The 15,991-nt window shown below is 58.6% G+C and carries 18 protein-coding genes; 9 read left to right on the top strand and 9 right to left on the bottom strand.

Annotation, left to right across the window (positions count from 1 at the left end; translation table 11 throughout):
* Nucleotides 1–59: 59 nt before the first annotated feature.
* Nucleotides 60–1,094, bottom strand: coding sequence for an AI-2E family transporter (locus AC3EMD_RS14285; RefSeq protein WP_008805030.1), 1,035 nt, complete (start codon nucleotides 1,092–1,094; stop codon nucleotides 60–62).
* 137 nt (nucleotides 1,095–1,231) lie between these two features.
* Between AC3EMD_RS14285 and AC3EMD_RS14280 the strand changes: the two genes are divergently transcribed.
* From AC3EMD_RS14280 to AC3EMD_RS14265, 4 genes are all read left to right on the top strand, one after another.
* Nucleotides 1,232–1,417, top strand: coding sequence for a protein YdgV (locus AC3EMD_RS14280; RefSeq protein ID WP_071582815.1), 186 nt, complete (start codon nucleotides 1,232–1,234; stop codon nucleotides 1,415–1,417).
* 118 nt (nucleotides 1,418–1,535) lie between these two features.
* A complete protein-coding gene (gene kpnE / locus AC3EMD_RS14275; protein ID WP_008805029.1) occupies nucleotides 1,536–1,898 on the top strand; it encodes a multidrug efflux SMR transporter subunit KpnE in 363 nt (120 codons plus the stop codon).
* Entirely contained in the window at nucleotides 1,885–2,214 is a 330-nt protein-coding gene (gene kpnF / locus AC3EMD_RS14270; RefSeq protein WP_008805028.1) for a multidrug efflux SMR transporter subunit KpnF, read from the top strand. The genes kpnE and kpnF overlap by 14 nt, the downstream gene beginning before the upstream one ends.
* 107 nt (nucleotides 2,215–2,321) lie before the next feature.
* Entirely contained in the window at nucleotides 2,322–4,478 is a 2,157-nt protein-coding gene (locus AC3EMD_RS14265) for a putative bifunctional diguanylate cyclase/phosphodiesterase (RefSeq protein ID WP_436799132.1), read from the top strand.
* Here AC3EMD_RS14265 and AC3EMD_RS14260 read toward each other — a convergent pair whose 3' ends face one another.
* The gene (locus AC3EMD_RS14260) at nucleotides 4,479–5,291 is read right to left on the bottom strand and encodes a trypsin-like serine peptidase (RefSeq protein WP_012968314.1); all 813 of its coding nucleotides are present in this window, start codon (nucleotides 5,289–5,291) and stop codon (nucleotides 4,479–4,481) included.
* Nucleotides 5,292–5,917: 626 nt separating this feature from the next.
* Between AC3EMD_RS14260 and AC3EMD_RS14255 the strand changes: the two genes are divergently transcribed.
* Entirely contained in the window at nucleotides 5,918–6,055 is a 138-nt protein-coding gene (locus AC3EMD_RS14255) for a hypothetical protein (RefSeq protein ID WP_302073545.1), read from the top strand.
* Nucleotides 6,056–6,076: 21 nt separating this feature from the next.
* Here AC3EMD_RS14255 and ydgU read toward each other — a convergent pair whose 3' ends face one another.
* The 3 genes from ydgU to AC3EMD_RS14240 all read right to left on the bottom strand — a co-directional run bounded on the left by ydgU (nucleotide 6,077) and on the right by AC3EMD_RS14240 (nucleotide 8,311).
* Complete coding sequence (gene ydgU, locus AC3EMD_RS14250; protein WP_049245797.1) at nucleotides 6,077–6,160, bottom strand: small membrane protein YdgU; 84 nt, start codon at nucleotides 6,158–6,160, stop codon at nucleotides 6,077–6,079.
* Nucleotides 6,161–6,228: 68 nt separating this feature from the next.
* Complete coding sequence (asr, locus tag AC3EMD_RS14245) at nucleotides 6,229–6,648, bottom strand: acid resistance repetitive basic protein Asr (protein ID WP_043875352.1); 420 nt, start codon at nucleotides 6,646–6,648, stop codon at nucleotides 6,229–6,231.
* A 175-nt stretch (nucleotides 6,649–6,823) separates the two neighbouring features.
* On the bottom strand, nucleotides 6,824–8,311 hold the full coding sequence (locus tag AC3EMD_RS14240) for a carboxypeptidase M32 (RefSeq protein WP_008805024.1): 1,488 nt from the start codon (nucleotides 8,309–8,311) through the stop codon (nucleotides 6,824–6,826).
* A gap of 216 nt (nucleotides 8,312–8,527) precedes the next feature.
* Here AC3EMD_RS14240 and AC3EMD_RS14235 point away from each other — a divergent pair, with 216 nt between their 5' ends.
* Nucleotides 8,528–8,620 carry a KPN_01571 family protein gene (locus AC3EMD_RS14235; protein WP_004206050.1) on the top strand — a complete coding sequence of 31 codons (93 nt, stop codon included), beginning with the start codon at nucleotides 8,528–8,530 and terminating at the stop codon, nucleotides 8,618–8,620.
* 30 nt (nucleotides 8,621–8,650) lie between these two features.
* Here AC3EMD_RS14235 and AC3EMD_RS14230 read toward each other — a convergent pair whose 3' ends face one another.
* A complete protein-coding gene (locus AC3EMD_RS14230) occupies nucleotides 8,651–9,901 on the bottom strand; it encodes an MFS transporter (RefSeq protein WP_008805023.1) in 1,251 nt (416 codons plus the stop codon).
* 130 nt (nucleotides 9,902–10,031) lie between these two features.
* On the opposite strand from AC3EMD_RS14230, the gene AC3EMD_RS14225 reads away from it, so the two are divergent.
* From AC3EMD_RS14225 to bioD, 3 genes are all read left to right on the top strand, one after another.
* A complete protein-coding gene (locus AC3EMD_RS14225) occupies nucleotides 10,032–10,934 on the top strand; it encodes a LysR family transcriptional regulator (RefSeq protein WP_008805022.1) in 903 nt (300 codons plus the stop codon).
* A gap of 124 nt (nucleotides 10,935–11,058) precedes the next feature.
* Nucleotides 11,059–12,279 (top strand): sugar metabolism global transcriptional regulator Mlc, encoded by a 1,221-nt coding sequence (gene mlc, locus AC3EMD_RS14220; RefSeq protein WP_032691385.1) that lies wholly within the window; start codon nucleotides 11,059–11,061, stop codon nucleotides 12,277–12,279.
* A gap of 127 nt (nucleotides 12,280–12,406) precedes the next feature.
* Nucleotides 12,407–13,102, top strand: coding sequence for a dethiobiotin synthase (gene bioD, locus AC3EMD_RS14215; RefSeq protein WP_012541855.1), 696 nt, complete (start codon nucleotides 12,407–12,409; stop codon nucleotides 13,100–13,102).
* Here bioD and clcB read toward each other — a convergent pair.
* From clcB to AC3EMD_RS14200, 3 genes are all read right to left on the bottom strand, one after another.
* A complete protein-coding gene (clcB, locus tag AC3EMD_RS14210; protein ID WP_302073544.1) occupies nucleotides 13,055–14,350 on the bottom strand; it encodes a voltage-gated ClC-type chloride channel ClcB in 1,296 nt (431 codons plus the stop codon). The two genes, bioD and clcB, sit on opposite strands and share 48 nt — an antisense overlap.
* A gap of 133 nt (nucleotides 14,351–14,483) precedes the next feature.
* Nucleotides 14,484–15,092 (bottom strand): Tat proofreading chaperone DmsD, encoded by a 609-nt coding sequence (dmsD, locus tag AC3EMD_RS14205; RefSeq protein ID WP_008805018.1) that lies wholly within the window; start codon nucleotides 15,090–15,092, stop codon nucleotides 14,484–14,486.
* Between the two features lie 41 nt (nucleotides 15,093–15,133).
* Complete coding sequence (locus tag AC3EMD_RS14200; protein ID WP_302073543.1) at nucleotides 15,134–15,991, bottom strand: dimethyl sulfoxide reductase anchor subunit family protein; 858 nt, start codon at nucleotides 15,989–15,991, stop codon at nucleotides 15,134–15,136.

Genomic DNA, 15,991 nt, shown 5'->3' with positions numbered 1-15,991 from the left:
TCTACGGGAAGAGCGCAGGTGAGGAAGCCGGCCGGCACTCGGCCGGCCGTGGGAAGGGGTTATTCTTTACTGACATCACTTAATAAGAAAGCAATACTCTGACCGCCGCTGGTCTGCTCGAGGGCAATTTTGGCGATAATCGTCAGTGGCACCGACAGCAGCATGCCGACCGGGCCCAATAGCCAGCCCCAGAAGATCAAGGACAGAAACACCACCAACGTGGAGAGCCCCAGGCCACGTCCCATCACCCGTGGCTCCAGAATGTTGCCGAACACCAGGTTGACGATCAGGTAGCCGGCCAGGACCACCAGCGCCTCGTACAGCCCGCCAAACACCAGTACCTGCAGGATCGGCGGGATGGCCGCCAGCACGGAGCCAATATTGGGAATATAGTTGAGCGCGAAGGCCAGCAGTCCCCACATAAAGGCGAAGCGCACGTCCAGCAGCACCAGCATGCCCCAGACCACCAGGCCGGTCACCAGGCTAATCGCGGTTTTCAGCACCAGATAATGCGACACGCTGTCGATGGCCCGCTGAATGGCGCCCATCCCTTCAACCGGACGGGACATCAGCTGTTGCAGCTTGGCGGGAAGCTGGGGGACCTCCAGCAGCATAAATACCACCGTCAGCAGCAGCAGAAAAATCGAGGACATCGCGTTCGACAGCTGAGTGAGCAGGCTGGTGACCAGCGTCATCACCGCGTTAGGGTCGATGTATTTATTCAGCTCCACCACCGAGACGGTGAACCCCATGCGCTGCAGCCAGGGGGCGATGGTTTGCATCGGCTCGTAGAGATAGTTGCGATATTGCGGTAAGGTGCGCGCCAGCTCGTTAAGCGAGGTCCCCAGCGAGGCCAGCAGCACAATGGCCAGCATGACGATGAGGCCAATCAGCATCGAGATCGCCAGCACGCGCGGGACCCGGCAGCGGACCAGCAGTTGTACCAGCGGATTAATGATCACCGCCAGAAAGAGGGCGAGAATAAAGGGGACAATAATGTCCGCCGCAAAGCGAATGCCGGTAAGGATGATCACCAGCATGCCCAGCATGATGACCATCTTTAATCCGTTAAGTGTAATAATGGGTTTAGCCATAGGTCCCGACCTCAATCTTCCTTGCCTATTAACAGGTTGCGTTACATTAGCATAATGACGTTTTTTTGCAGAAAAAACGCATTGAAGCAAAACGGCGGCGTAAAGAATTGCAAATTCTTTGAATTAAATGTAGCACTATGCTACAAATTTATCTGTGTATAACTACTGAGGACAATTTTCATCCGCAACGGACGAGAAGCAACACCGCGGATAATTGTAATTTTATGGACAATCAGTTCAGGATGTATATTTTAAACCACCCCGCAGTCTCTCTCTCTTTTTCCCGTTTTGCCGGCGAGCAGCACTGGCATTCGGCGCTATAGTCACCTTCTCTCTGCCTGAGCTGGCGCCAAGCGCACAGCGAAATCTACGTCAGAAATTTTCCTGTTTACGCCTCGCGTAAACGGTAATGGATTATATTCTCAAGCAGGAGAAGGGATCATGTTTTATTGGATTTTATTAGCTTTAGCTATTGTTGCTGAAATTACCGGCACCTTGTCGATGAAATGGGCGAGCGTGAGCGGTGGTCATACCGGTTTTATTTTAATGCTGGCCATGATTGCTCTGTCATATATTTTTCTTGCCTTTGCGGTTAAAAAAATTGCCCTGGGTGTGGCCTACGCGCTATGGGAAGGGATCGGCATTTTGCTGATTACCGTGTTTAGCGTGCTGTTGTTTGATGAAAGCCTGTCGCCGCTGAAGATCGCCGGCCTGACCACCCTGGTGGTGGGGATCGTCTTAATTAAGTCCGGCACCCAGAAAAAAGCGTCGTCAAAACAGGAGGTGGCCCATGCAGCAGTTTGAGTGGATCCACGCCGCGTGGCTGGCCGTCGCCATCGTGCTTGAAATCATTGCCAACGTCTTTTTGAAGTTTTCCGATGGCTTCCGCCGCAAAGTCTACGGCATCCTGTCCCTGGCGGCGGTGCTGGGCGCGTTCAGCGCCCTGTCGCAGGCGGTTAAAGGGATCGATCTCTCGGTCGCCTATGCGCTGTGGGGCGGCTTCGGTATCGCGGCGACCATCGCCGCCGGCTGGGTGCTGTTTGGTCAGCGCCTGAATAACAAAGGCTGGGCGGGGCTCATCCTGTTGGTGGCCGGCATGGTGTTAATTAAACTCGCCTGACGTCTCGCCGCCTGCAAAGCCAGGCGGCAAAACAGGTCCTCTGTAGTATGCTTAACTCAAGATCAGCCCCTCGCTGATAGTGTGCCTGGTGACGATGAGGACTGCGCATGTTCACTGCTTTCGGCTGGCGGAAAATTCCTTCCGCCAGGACGTTGTCAATAATGATATTCCTCGCCGGCCTTGGACTCACCGCGTCGGTCATTTCTCTGCTGTATCTCTCACAACACCTGATTGCCAGCAAATCTAATGAAATCGATCAGCAGCGTTCGGTGCTGTCGGTGGAAGGGGCGGTACAGACCTCGGTCAATCGGGTGCTGTCGCTGGTGCTGGACAATGCCATCTGGGATGACGCGGTAACGCAGACCTACGCCCCGTCACTCGATCAGAAATGGCTGTACGATTCCTGGGGATCAGGCTTCAAAATCAATAACCTGTACGATGGCACCTTTGTCCTCGATGAACATTATCGTATCCTGTGGGGCGCCTTTCAGAGCCAGGTGCTGCCCCGGACTGACCTCTCATTTCTAGGGTCTGGCCTGACCAGTCTGATCCACACTCATGCGCAAGCATTGCGTGAGGGAAAAAACGCCTTTGCCGGTATCACGCGCACGGAGGCCGGGATCGCCTTTGTCGGCATCGGCCTGATACGCCCAACGACAGGTCGGCTTCAGGTATTTGATGCGACGCGGCGCTATCTGGTGATAACCCGGCATATCAACCCCCAACTGCTGGAGCGCCTGGGTGACACCTTTCAGATTCGTCATCTGCATCTCGCCGAGGGTCCCGGCGCCTATCGTATTCCGCTGCGAACGCAGGCGGGTGAGGTGCTGGGATACCTGGCCTGGCAGCCGCGCCTGCCTGGCGCTGAAGCGGCGCAGGCCTCGTCAGGCAGCATGGGACTGATCGCCGGGGTGGCGGCCAGCCTGATCCTGCTGTTTATCCTTTTTAGCAGTTTGGGCATGTATAAGCTGGCGCGCGGGGAGCGTCAGGCGCGGGAGATAGCCATGATTGACTGGCTGAGCCGACTGCCTAACCGGCGAGCGCTTCTGCTGCGGTTAAGCCAGGTATGCGAGACGGGGAAACACGATATTCAGTGCGTGGTGTTTATCGATCTGGATGGTTTTAAGGACGTCAATGATAACTATGGTCATGATGTCGGCGACGCCCTGATCCGCCATATCGCCAGCGCCCTACAGACGCGGGTACCGACGGGGGCCATGCTGGCGCGGATGGGCGGGGATGAGTTCGCCATGGCGGTGAGCGGCGCAAAGGCGATTGACCGGGCGGCGGCGTTCGCCTGGGCAGCGCTGGAGCTGCTGAAAGCGCCAGTGACGCTCAGCAAACGCAAAATTTATATCGGCGCCAGCATTGGCATCGCCAGCGGCGCCCCGGCGGAATGTTCCAGTACCGAGCTGTTTCGCCGGGCCGACATCGCCATGTACCACGCCAAGAAGAGCGGGAAGGGGCGGACGGCCTGGTATGACGATGCGCTGGATGCCGTGCGGCGTCATCAACTGATGATTGAGAACGGCATCCGCCAGGGGCTGGAGCAGGATGAATTTGAGGTCTGGTATCAGCCGGTGGTCGATGCCGATACCCTGGCGATGACCGGCGTGGAGGCGCTACTGCGCTGGCCGCGACGCCCGCAGGGGGCGCTGGCGCCGGATGCGTTTATTGCCATCGCCGAGAGCAGCGGCCTGATTGATGCCCTCGGGCAGTTCGTTCTGCAACGCGCCTGCAGCGACCTGCAGTCGGTGGACGATCTCCTTTTGTCGGTGAACATCTCGCCGGCGCAATTTCGCGACCCGGCTTTTGAAAACCGGGTGATGAAGACCGTCGCGGCCTGCCGCTTTCCGCCGTCGCGCCTGCAGGTGGAGGTGACGGAGAGCTATGTGCTGGAAAATCCGGAACGTTCGCAGGCGGTGGTGGAGAATCTGAAGGCCCAGGGTATTGCCGTGGCGCTGGACGATTTTGGCACGGGCTACTCAAGTATTGGCTATTTACGCCGCTTTCGCTTTGATAGCCTGAAGATCGACAAATCTCTCGCCGGGCGGGTGGACAGCGATGAACAGGCGGCGGAGATGGTGCGCGGGACGGTGCGCATTGCCCGCGCGCTGGGGATGACGGTCGTGGCGGAGGGGGTTGAGGATCCGCAGCAGCTGGCGCTGCTACGGCGTGCCGGCTGCGACCGGTTTCAGGGTTTTTACTTCAGTAAACCGATGCCGATCGCCGACCTGCTGCAGCGGCGTCAGCCGCAGGGGTGATTACTCTCCGGCCAGTGCTTCCAGCTTATCGCGAAAGCCGGTAACCGAAATGGCGCGGTTGTCAGCCCGCCAGCGATCCTGCGGACCGGGAGCGGAGCTTTGCACGGCGATCACTTGCCAGCCGTCCTCCGTTTTCAACAGCAACGGCGACCCGCTGTCACCAGGCAGCGTATCGCACTGATGCGACAGCACGCTGTTTTGCGCCCAGCCGGTCACGATGCAATCCTGATGGCTGTACAGATTATCCAGATGATCCTCCGGATATCCCGATTGGGTCACTTTACGGTCCGCTGCCTTCAGCGCAGCGGTGAGATCGGCCTTGCTACCCGGGAAGAGTGGGATCGGCGTGATGCCCGAGGGAGCATAGCGCAGTACGATCAGGCCAAAATCTGACGGCGCCGCGGCGGAGGGCACGATCCAGCCATCGCCATCGGCCTTCAGGCGCTTACCTAAGGCCGGATCCACTCGCCCTTCAATGCCGTGAATTTCATATACCCAGCCGCCCTTGCGCGAAATAAAGCGCAGAGCAACCGCTTTGTCCGGTTTGCCGCGCGGAGGCGTCAACAGACAGTGGCCAGCGGTCAGCGCCAGGTGAGGGGAGATAAGCGTCGCTGTGCACAGATTGCCGCTGGCGGTTTCCAGTTGGCCGATCGCATCCCATGGGCTTTCCTCGGGGTGGCTCACCGCTTTTCGGTCATCATGGCCGAAAAACAGCGTCTTAATATCTTTGGCGCTCAGTCCGCTATCATCGGCATGTGCGCCCAGAGGTAACAGATAAAATGAACACAGCAATAACAGAACGTCTCTACGCATATCACTCTCTGGGGAGGCTATGATGTCTATTGACAGTAGCAGGAGATTTAAGTTTTTGAAAGTAAACAATAATTCTAAGCAGGCCAAACCGTTGCCATCAGGCGAGACGGGCTGACGCTGCCGCTGGCAAAACCGTCTGATTTCAAGCGGTTAATACCAGCTGAACGCTGTTGCTATTTCCGCAGAAAGCGACGTCCGACGCAACAAAATTCGTGTATCAGAACGTACTGAACCCGGTGAATAATTCACCAACCGGACATTAAGATTATTCCTGGTTTGCCAGCGATTCGCTGAAAAATAATGCGCTTGCCCGCCATAACTTCACCAGAATTCGCACTTCTTTACGCCTCTCGTAATTATTTTCAATGCGAAACATTTTCTCACCGAAAACGTTGTTACCGTCACTCCGCCGTTGAGTAAATAGAGAGGTAATACCGGCGATGATAGCCTGAATTCTATTTCCCCGACGTTGGGAGGGTATATGTCTAAAAAAGGTATTCGCGCACTGGTTTATGTTTCCCTGGTCTCAGTCGCTATCTGGGGCGCGACCGGTTATCTGGTGATGGAAGCGGTGCGCGTACTGTGAAGCGTCTGGTCACCACGAGGTGGCCGGCGCGCGCTAGTTTATGAATACAGTGTCTGGCGTCTTCGGGCGCCGGGCATTTTTTGTGCCGCAGGAATTTCAGGGTAATGAGACGCGGGAAGGTGTCGTCAGCGATCGCCGTACGGTATTTATTATTCTGCAAAGCCAGCAGAAGCAGTAAATGAGAGCGTGGCGGAAATGATTAATAGAGGAAAAAGCGGGTAGCAACCACTGCGCAAATGATTAACAGGATCAGGATGAGCTCGAAACGATAGCGCCGCAGCATAGTGCTCTCCAGAAAAAACGGCGCTGAAACAGCGCCGATTATTAAGAAGGTTAGTTCACCGGGAGGAATTATGCTGCCGGCTGTGCAGCAGGTTTAGCGGCCTGGTGTTTAGTGGTTTTGTGGTGTTTTTTTGCAGCCTGCGCTTTCTGTGCTACCGGTTTAGCCGCAGCTTTGTGGTGCTTTTTAGCCGCCTGAGCTTTCTGCGGAGCAGCGGGTTTAGCTTCTACTTTTTTGTGTTTTTTAGCGGCCTGGGCTTTCTGGGCAGCGGCTGGTTTAGCTTCTGCTTTTTTGTGTTTTTTGGCAGCCTGAGCTTTCTGCTCTGCAGCTGGTTTTGCCGCGGCTTTGTGGTGTTTTTTGTGATGGGTGGTCTTGGCAGCAGTGCTGTGGGTAGCAGCCGGTGCCTGAGTGGTGCTTACTGCGTCAGCAGCGAAAGCGGCGGAAGAGAGACCCATAGCAGCGGCAACGACCAGAGCTAATACTTTTTTCATTCTGATATCCTCGAAAAGTTTTCTTAATTTCAACCCCACTGCGGGGCCGGTGAAATCACTATATGCTTGTCTTTTCGAGCTTTCCGTGAGTGTTTGGTATCGGCGTGTAACCGAATGTACAACACGCCTGGCCGTGGGGAGTGGAAGGACGCGCCGGGTAGCCCGGCGCGCACGTTCACAGATAGCGGGCGGTAAGGTGTTCGCGGAAGTAGCGGCTGTTGAGATCCTCGCCGGTGGCCTGCTGGATCAGCTGCGAGGTGGAGAAGCGGCTGCCATGCTGCCAGATATTCTGCCGCAGCCAGTCGAACAGGGCGCTGAAATCGCCCTCCGCAATATCGCGGTCTAACGTCGGCAGCGCGCGCCGGGCGGCCGCCATCAGCTGGGCGGCATACATCGCACCCAGCGTATAGGAAGGGAAATAGCCGAATCCGCCGTCGGTCCAGTGAATATCCTGCATGCAGCCGTCCCGGTAGTTGCCGGTGGTCGACAGCCCCAGCCAGTGCTGCATCTTCTCGTCCCACAGCGCCGGGATATCATCTACTTCAATCTCGCCGTCAATCAGCGCGCGTTCAATTTCATAACGCAGGATCACATGCGCCGGGTAGCTGACCTCATCGGCATCGACGCGAATAAAGCCCGGTTTCACCCGCTGATTCCAGGCGACAAAGTTGTCGCTGCTAAAGGCCGGTTGATCGCCAAAACGCTCGCGCACCGCCGGTAACAGGCGGTTGAGGAAAGGCTCGCTACGTCCCAGCTGCATTTCAAAAAACAGACTCTGCGACTCGTGGATAGCGGTGGAGCGAGCGAGTCCTACCGGCTGGTCGACCCACGGGCGAGGCAGATTCTGTTCATAGCGGGCGTGGCCGGTTTCGTGGATCACGCCGAACAGGGCGCTGAGCAGGTCGTTTTCGTTGTAGCGGGTGGTGATGCGCACATCCTGGGGGACGCCGCCGCAGAACGGGTGAGCGCTGATGTCGAGGCGCCCGCCGTCGAAGTCAAAGCCGAGGATGCGCATGGCCTGCAGGCCCAGCTCGCGCTGAGCGGCAATCGGGAAAGGCCCCTGCGGGGCGAGTAATGTCTGCGTCGCTTGCTTAGCGACCGCTTGCCGCAGCAGGGAAGGCAGCCAGGACTTGAGGTCGGCAAACAGGCTATCCAGCCGGGCGCTGGTCATATCTGGTTCGAAAATATCGAGCAGCGCGTCGTAGCGTGAGCCGCCTCTGGCATCGGCGCGGATCTGCGCTTCCTGACGGCTCAGCTTGACCACCTCGCGAAGATTGTCGGCAAAGCCAGCCCAGTCGTTAGCGGGACGCTGACTGCGCCAGGCATGCTCACAGCGGCTGCCGGCAAGAGATTTTGCTTCCACCAGGCTCTCCGGCAGCAGCGCGGCCTGATCGTACTGACGCTGCATCTCACGCAGGTTGGCCTGCTCGACGTCGTTGAGGTCCTGCTGGCGGGCTTCCTGCAGCCATTGGCCCACTTTTTTATCGGTCAGGATCTGATGCTGCAGCACGCCGAGCTCCGCCAGCGCTTCGCCCCGGGCGGCGCTGCCACCCGGAGGCATCATCGCAAACATATCCCAGCCAGCGATGGCGGAGAGATGCGAAAAGCGCGACAGGCGCTGAAAGGTACGGGTAAGCTGCTGATAAGGCGTATTTTCAGTCATAGTGGCGTTCGGTCCGTGACAGGTGAATGAACAGGTTATCGGTATCCTTCTACACTATCCTGATACGCCCGGCGGGTCGAGCGTTGCGCATAGGGGAAGGGAAAGACACATGGCGGGAGAATAAGCTCACCTCTGTGATCGGTGTGACAGAAAACGGTAACATATCGGTACTAAACTGTGATCAATCACACAGGTCTGGAGGTTCGGGGGTGGTTTATGAATCCGTTCACCTGGCTGTTTATTGCACTGCTGTCCGTTGATGCCGTCAGAGAGTTGATGGGCTTGTCTTCCATTATGGGCATGTGGTGAACCGTGGCCCGCAGGCCACGTCACACGCGACTATTTCAGTCGTTGATGTAAGCAGGTGCCGGTCAACAGCGCGGCAAGGAGCAGCAGCGCGATAAACCCACCGACGCCGTTCCAGCCGTAGTGATGCCAGAATACCCCGCCTAACGTCCCGGCAAGACTTGAACCCAAATAATAGCTGAACAGATACAGCGATGACGCCTGACCGCGGGCGCGGCGGGCGCGTGGGCCAATCCAGCTGCTGGCGACGGAATGCGCGGCGAAGAAGCCAGCGGAAAACAGCAGCATACCGATGAAAATAAGCCACAGGGAAGAAAAGAGCGTCAGCAGCAGGCCGCAGAGCATGACAGCGGTAAAGCCGAGCATCACCGGTCCGCGGCCAAAGCGTACGGTCATGGCCCCTGCCTTCGGTGAACTCCAGGTCCCGGTGAGATAAGCTACCGACAGCAGGCCTACCACCGCCTGGCTTAGCGACCATGGCGACATCATCAGCCGGTAGCCAATATAGTTAAACAGGGTGACAAAAGCGCCCATCAGCAGAAAACCTTCGACGAACAGCAGCGGCAGACCGCGGTCGCGCCAGTGCAGACGAAAGTTGATCAGCAAATTTTTCGGTCGCAGCGAGGTCGAGCGGAAATGGCGCGACTCGGGCAGAATGCGCCAGAACATGATGGCCGCGGCCAGCGCGAAGCCACTGATCACCGCCAGCGCCACGCGCCAGCCGAAGAAATCGGTAAAGACCCCGGTCAGCAAGCGGCCGCTCATGCCGCCGATGGAGTTGCCGCTGATATATAACCCCATCGAAAAGGCGACGAAACTGGGGTGGATCTCCTCACTCAGGTAGGTCATGCCGACCGCCGCCACGCCGCTCAGCGACAGGCCGATCAGGGCACGCATAATGAGGATGCCGTGCCAGCTGGTCATCATGGTCGACAGCAGCGAGCAGCAGGCGGCCAGCAGCAGGGCGGTGACCATCACTGGCTTGCGCCCGATGGCGTCGGACAGCGGGCCGGTAAACAACAGGCCCACCGCAAGCATCGCCGTGGAAATGGAGAGTGAAATACTGCTGCTGGCCGGGGAGACGCCGAACTCGTTCGACAGCACCGGCAGGATCGGTTGCACGCAGTAGAGCAGAGCAAAGGTGGCCAAACCGGCGGAGAACAGCGCGAGGGTGACGCGCATAAATTGCGGGGTGCCGCGCTTAATAAACTGATCCGGGCGGGATGCACCAGCGACGCTGACCTCGCCCGCCGGCACGGTGTCAACGGTTGTTGTACGACTCACAGAGAATTCCTTGCGTAGAAGTTGCTGCTTACCAACAGAATGTTGTGACCATTCAGCTCACATTTTTAGGGTATGAAAATGTAAATATTCTGTCTAATATATTAATAATCTCAAATAAGACGTTTTAAATATGAATATCGAGTTGCGTCATCTGCGCTATTTTGTCGCCGTCGCGGAGGAATTACATTTTGGCCGGGCCGCAGCGCGACTGAATATTTCTCAACCGCCGTTAAGCCAGCAAATTCAGATCCTCGAGCAGCAGACCGGCGCCCGCCTGTTCGCGCGCACCAATCGCAGCGTCAGTCTGACGGCGGCCGGAAAGCAGTTTCTCGCCGATAGCCGACAAATTCTTGCCCAGGTGGATGACGCGGCCGCCCGCGCTGCGCGTCTGCATCACGGTGAAACCGGCGAACTGCGTATCGGCTTTACCTCCTCGGCCCCCTTTATCAAGGCGGTATCCGATACGTTGTCGATGTTTCGTCAGCGCTACCCGGATGTGCATATTTTGACCCGCGAGACCAACACCCGCGAACAGATTGTGCCACTGAGCGAGGGGGCTCTCGATCTGGGGCTCCTGCGCAATACCCAACTGCCGGACACCCTGGCGTGGGAGCGGGTGCTGCGCGAGCCGTTGCTGGCGATGGTCCCTGCCGACCATCCGCTGGCCCGCCAGCCCTCGGTCAGCCTGGCGGCGCTGGCGCGCGAACCCTTCGTCTTTTTCGACCCGCACGTGGGTACCGGCCTGTATGACGATATCCTCGGCTTGCTGCGTCGTTACGGCCATACGCCGGTGATTGCCCAGGAGGTGGGGGAGGCGATGACCATTATTGGTCTGGTGGCCGCCGGACTGGGGGTGTCTATCCTGCCGGCCTCCTTTCAGCGCGTACAGCTCAGTGAAATGCGCTGGCTGCCGATCGACGAACAGGATGCGGTGTCGGAGATGTGGCTGGTGTGGTCGAAACATCATGAACAGGGAGCGCTGGCAAAACGCTTTCGCGAGTCGCTGCTGGCCTGGAAAACCGAGCACAATTGAGGCGAAAAGGGGCTGGAAATGTGCGGTAAATCACAAGGCTAAGTAAAAATTTGACGTTCACCATCGAAGTGCTTCACCATAGCCGAAAGTTTATTTCGAAGCGCGAAAATAAAGGGAGTCAATGGTGGTAGCGGATAGTCAACCAGGCCATATCGATCAAATTAAGCAGACCAATGCGGGCGCCGTGTATCGCCTGATTGATCAGCTCGGCCCGGTATCGCGTATCGACCTCTCCCGATTTGCGCAACTGGCTCCCGCCAGCATCACCAAGATTGTCCGCGAGATGCTGGAAGCGCATCTGGTGCAGGAGACGGAGATCCAGGAGCCCGGCAGCCGTGGCCGCCCGGCGGTGGGATTGATGGTAGAAACCGAGGCCTGGCACTATCTTGCGGTGCGCATCAGCCGCGGCGAAATCCACCTTTCGCTGCGTGATTTAAGCAGTCAGCTGGTGGTGGAGGATCAGCTGGAGCTGGCCCTCACCGACAGCACGCCGTTTCTGACCCGTATTATTGATCATATCGATCGGTTCTTTATTCGCCACCAGAAGAAGCTGGAACGGCTCACCTCCATCGCCATGACGATGCCGGGTATTATTGATACCGAAAATGGCATTATTCATCGCATGCCGTTTTATGAGGATGTCAAAGATGTGCCGCTGGGCGATGTGCTGGCCAACCATACCGGGGTGCCGGTCTACATTCAGCATGACATCAGCGCCTGGACTATGGCGGAATCGTTGTTCGGCGCCTCGCGCGGCGCCCGGGATGTCATTCAGGTGGTCATCGATCATAACGTCGGCGCCGGGGTTATCACCGACGGACGCCTGCTGCATGCTGGCAGCAGCAGCCTGGTGGAGATCGGCCATACTCAGGTCGATCCCTACGGCAAGCGCTGCTACTGCGGCAACCATGGCTGTCTGGAAACCATTGCCAGCGTAGAGAGCGTGCTGGAGCTGGCGCAGATGCGCATGGCCCAGTCGATGAGCTCGCTGCTGCACCAGCGTCCGCTGAGCGTGGAGTGGCTGTGCCAGGCCGCGCTGCAGGGCGATCTGCTGGCCAGAGACATTATCAGCGGCGTGGGTAACCACGTCGGGCGGATTCTGGCGATCATGGTCAATCTGTTTAACCCGCAGAAAATTCTGATTGGCTCGCCGTTTAATCTGGCGGCAGATATCCTTTTTCCGGCAATTTCCAGCTGCATTCGGCAACAATCGCTCCCGGCCTACAGCCAGCATATCGCGGTTGAAAGCACCCAGTTTTCTAATCGTGGCACGATGGCTGGCGCGGCGCTGGTCAAGGATGCGCTCTATAACGGATCCTTACTCATACGACTGTTACAGGGTTAACATTTTTTCATAGTCACACCAAAAATTGCGCTATCTCAAGCCGACCTCTGGCGGCATCACGTAGACTTTGCCCACTGTTGATTATTTCTCTCCCGTATATTTCATCGACAAAACTGTGGGGTTAGTGATGTTTAAGCGTTTCTTTATTACAGGTACAGACACCTCTGTCGGGAAGACAGTGGTTTCCCGTGCGCTGTTGCAGGCACTTGCTGCCAGAGGCAAAAGCGTGGCCGGGTACAAGCCTGTGGCGAAGGGCAGCAAAGAGACGCCAGACGGTTTGCGTAACAAAGACGCGCTGGTGCTGCAGAGCGTCTCCACGCTGGCGTTGCCGTATGAGGCTGTCAATCCCATAGCGTTAAGTGAAGACGAAAGCAGCGTGGCGCACAGCTGCCCGATCAACTACGGTTTGCTGTCGGATGGTTTGCAGCGACTGGCCGGTCAGGTCGATCACGTGGTGGTTGAAGGCACCGGCGGCTGGCGCAGCCTGATGAACGACCTGCGACCGCTCTCCGAATGGGTGGTACAGGAGCAGCTCCCGGTGCTGATGGTGGTGGGGATCCAGGAGGGGTGTATCAACCATGCGCTGCTGACGGCCCAGGCGATCGCCAATGACGGGCTGCCGCTGATCGGCTGGGTGGCCAACCGCATCAACCCCGGTCTCGCGCACTACGCTGAAATCATCGATGTCCTCAGTAAGAAGCTGCCGGCGCCGCTGATTGGCGAGCTGCCGTACCTGCCGCGCGCCGAACAGCGTGAGCTGAGCCGCTACGTCGACTTAGACATGCTCGGCAACGTGATGGCGATAGATCGAATCCCGGCGTAACGTCCGCGACAGCACCGACGCCACCACGCAGGTGATCAGCAGGCCGGGCAGCAGCGCATACTGCCCGGTCATCTCACAAATCATCAGGGTCGACATGATTGGCGCATGGGTGGTGGCAGCCAGAAACGCCGCCATGCCGGTCAGACCGATCATCATAGCCATCTCTTCATTCCCCGGTAGCCATAGCCCGCTGACGCTGGCAAAGAGCATGCCCATCGCCAGGCCGACAAACAGCGTGGGGGTAAAGACCCCGCCCGGCGCGCCGGAGCCGCTGCTGGCCAGCACCGCCAGCAGTTTGCACAGGAAAACGCCGGCCAGCAGTACGCCGGACGGCGGCATCTGCAAATAGCTTTGCACCACGCTGTAGCCGTTGCCCCACACCGCCGGGGTGATGAGCGATAAGCCGCCGACAATCAGCCCCCCCAGCGCCAGCTGCCACGGCGGCGTCAGTTTCAGTTTGACGAACCCGCGGTGGCTGTAGTCCATCAGCCAGATAAACAGTGGCCCGCATACCCCGGCCAGCAGGCCAGTCGCCAGCATTAAACCATAGTGCAGCGCGCTGAGGTTCTGCTGCAGGACGACGTGGTACAGCGGCGCGGCGCCGCCGTTGAGAAACTGCGTCAACAGCAGGGCGATCACCGCCGAGATAACGACCGGCCCAAGCGAGGCCAGCATCAGCGTGCCAAAGAGAATTTCAGCAATAAACAGGCTGCCGGCCAGTGGGGCATGATAGGCGCTGGCCATCCCGGCAGCCGCGCCGCAGGCGACCCACAGCTTCCATTCAGTCTGCGGCGTGAAGCGGCGGGCGAACAGCGACGCTGCCAGCGCGGCCAGCAGGATCATGGCGCCTTCGCGGCCAATCGCGCTGCCGGTGACTACGACCAGCAATGACGCCAGCGATTTCACCAGACTTGCCGGCGTATCGAAGCAACCGTCGCCGGTCTCCAGGGCTTCCATATAATCGGTGGCGGCATGCGGGCGCGCGATGCTGCGTCGCTGCCACAGCCAGAGAAGTGCCCCTGCCGTCAGGCCGCCCAGCGCGGGGGTAATCAGTCGCCGCCACGCCGGCAGCGACTGCGCCGCGTTGACCAGGCTCCCGCTGTCATTGCCGAGAAACAGCGTTTCCAGCACCACCATCGCATGGCGAAACAGCGCCACCGCCAGGGCGGCGAGAAGGCCAATCAGGGTGGCGATCAGCAGGCGGCGAAACATCACCTGCACATCAGGATAGGGGTGAAGACGGTGCATCAGTCACGGCGAGGTTCGGAAAACATGGTCTTATTGTGATAGGGAATAACCTTAGATGCAAAAGCGATAAGTGCGGGTGAGGGGCTGGGAAGCGGCGAAATAAAACCGCGCCGGATACCGGCGCGGTGAAGGGTTAACGATAGAGCGCTTTTTCCGCCACGGCGATCGGCAGATTCTCCTGCCACTGCGCCAGCGTTGCCTGCGCCAGCTGACCCAGCGCCTGGTAGAAGGGGTGGGCGGCATGGTCGACAAAGACGCTCAGAAAGCGCCCGGACCACGGCAGCAGGTGCCAGGCCAGCAGCTGGGCAAACAACGCATCCTGCTCCGTCTCGCACAGCCACGCCGCCAGCAGCAGCAGGGTGCCGAAATGATCTTCCGGTTCGTTACGCTCGGCGTCCAGTGCGATGCCGTTCGTGCGCATCCACTCGCGCAGGGCCAACGTGGAATCGCCAAACAGCACTGACTCTTTATCCAGCCAGACGGATCCCCATGGCGGCGCCGGCAGGGCCCACGGGCCGATAAACAGGCGTTGCCAGGCTTCCGGTAATGACTCTTCCGTCGACGCGGCAAAGGCTGACGCCAGTGGGGCGGTTACCGGGAAGGGCCACTGTTGCTGCCAGCTGCCGTCCTGGAAGGCGGCGACCAGCGGCGCAATGTGCGCGCTATTCGGCGCATAAGAGAACAGCGCGCCCAAGGTGCGAGCGCTTAACGCGACAGCGTCGCGGTTTGGGATCGGCATCATTACTTATTCCTTTCTGCGGCGCGCGCCAGCGCGCCGTCTCATTAACCGGCAACCGCCATACCGACGGTCATATGCAGACCATAAAACAGGCCGCGACCAATACATTCCGCGATCAAGACCAGCAGCAGGCCGATCAGCAGCCCCGTAGCGCGCGGCGGTTGGCGGCGGATCAGCGGACACAACCAGCAGCCAAGACCGAGAGCCAGCAGTATCAGGCGTAACGCCTGGAGTGTGCCGTAATCTGGCAGCAGGGTGGCTGCCTGCTGGACTGAACTGTGAATGGTACTGAGTCCGGCGCTTTGCATGATGATAACGGCGGCGCCGATCGCCAGCGCGGCCACGCTGAGTCCGGCAAAAAACCAGCCGTTAAAGTCGACTTTCGCCAGCCGCAGCAGCAGGGCGGCGAACAGCGGCCCGCTGAGGAGCATCGTCAGGAAGAACGCGCTGGTAGTGTAGCCATTGTACCATGTTGGCACGGTATCGATTTGGTAAACCCGGGTCATCGCCAGAACAAACAGCAGCCCCAACAGCATGGCGATCACCAGCCAGACTTTACCCAGCGCCGCTGGCATTTTGCCCAGTAACGCCAGCAGCCACCAGAATCCTCCCACGGCGAAGAACAAGGCGCCGCTGGCGATTTCATTGCTCAGCGCCGAGGCGCCGACGCGGTTCAGCGAGTTAAACGCGCGCAGCGGCGAACCGAGATGCATCACCGAAGCCAGAAAACCAATGCCCATCAGCAGCCAGATAAAAAACATGCTGCGCACCAGCCGCTGCTGCGCTTCGCGCTGGTTTGTCAGCGATAGCCAGCCCAGCCCGCTGACGAGGGTCGCGCCGACCACGCATTGCCCCAGTACCGTAAACAGCACCAGCGGCCATTCATGCCATCCGCTTCCCAT

The organism is Klebsiella sp. PK18 (genome assembly GCF_057784655.1).
Note: the sequence above shows the minus strand (reverse complement) of the source record. Positions and strands in the feature narration are given on the sequence as shown.

Bases quoted from the DNA above. Each gene is read 5' to 3' on its own strand.
- asr (WP_043875352.1), bottom strand. From the start codon at position 6,648: ATGAAAAAAGTATTAGCTCTGGTCGTTGCCGCTGCTATGGGTCTCTCT.
- dmsD (WP_008805018.1), bottom strand. From the start codon at position 15,092: ATGATGCCGATCCCAAACCGCGACGCTGTCGCGTTAAGCGCTCGCACC.
- AC3EMD_RS14240 (WP_008805024.1), bottom strand. From the start codon at position 8,311: ATGACTGAAAATACGCCTTATCAGCAGCTTACCCGTACCTTTCAGCGC.
- AC3EMD_RS14255 (WP_302073545.1), top strand. From the start codon at position 5,918: ATGAATACAGTGTCTGGCGTCTTCGGGCGCCGGGCATTTTTTGTGCCG.
- kpnE (WP_008805029.1), top strand. From the start codon at position 1,536: ATGTTTTATTGGATTTTATTAGCTTTAGCTATTGTTGCTGAAATTACC.
- AC3EMD_RS14280 (WP_071582815.1), top strand. From the start codon at position 1,232: ATGCTACAAATTTATCTGTGTATAACTACTGAGGACAATTTTCATCCG.
- AC3EMD_RS14225 (WP_008805022.1), top strand. From the start codon at position 10,032: ATGAATATCGAGTTGCGTCATCTGCGCTATTTTGTCGCCGTCGCGGAG.
- AC3EMD_RS14235 (WP_004206050.1), top strand. From the start codon at position 8,528: ATGAATCCGTTCACCTGGCTGTTTATTGCACTGCTGTCCGTTGATGCC.
- AC3EMD_RS14285 (WP_008805030.1), bottom strand. From the start codon at position 1,094: ATGGCTAAACCCATTATTACACTTAACGGATTAAAGATGGTCATCATG.
- AC3EMD_RS14260 (WP_012968314.1), bottom strand. From the start codon at position 5,291: ATGCGTAGAGACGTTCTGTTATTGCTGTGTTCATTTTATCTGTTACCT.
- AC3EMD_RS14200 (WP_302073543.1), bottom strand. From the start codon at position 15,991: ATGGGAAGCGGATGGCATGAATGGCCGCTGGTGCTGTTTACGGTACTG.
- ydgU (WP_049245797.1), bottom strand. From the start codon at position 6,160: ATGCTGCGGCGCTATCGTTTCGAGCTCATCCTGATCCTGTTAATCATT.
- bioD (WP_012541855.1), top strand. From the start codon at position 12,407: ATGTTTAAGCGTTTCTTTATTACAGGTACAGACACCTCTGTCGGGAAG.
- clcB (WP_302073544.1), bottom strand. From the start codon at position 14,350: ATGCACCGTCTTCACCCCTATCCTGATGTGCAGGTGATGTTTCGCCGC.
- AC3EMD_RS14265 (WP_436799132.1), top strand. From the start codon at position 2,322: ATGTTCACTGCTTTCGGCTGGCGGAAAATTCCTTCCGCCAGGACGTTG.
- kpnF (WP_008805028.1), top strand. From the start codon at position 1,885: ATGCAGCAGTTTGAGTGGATCCACGCCGCGTGGCTGGCCGTCGCCATC.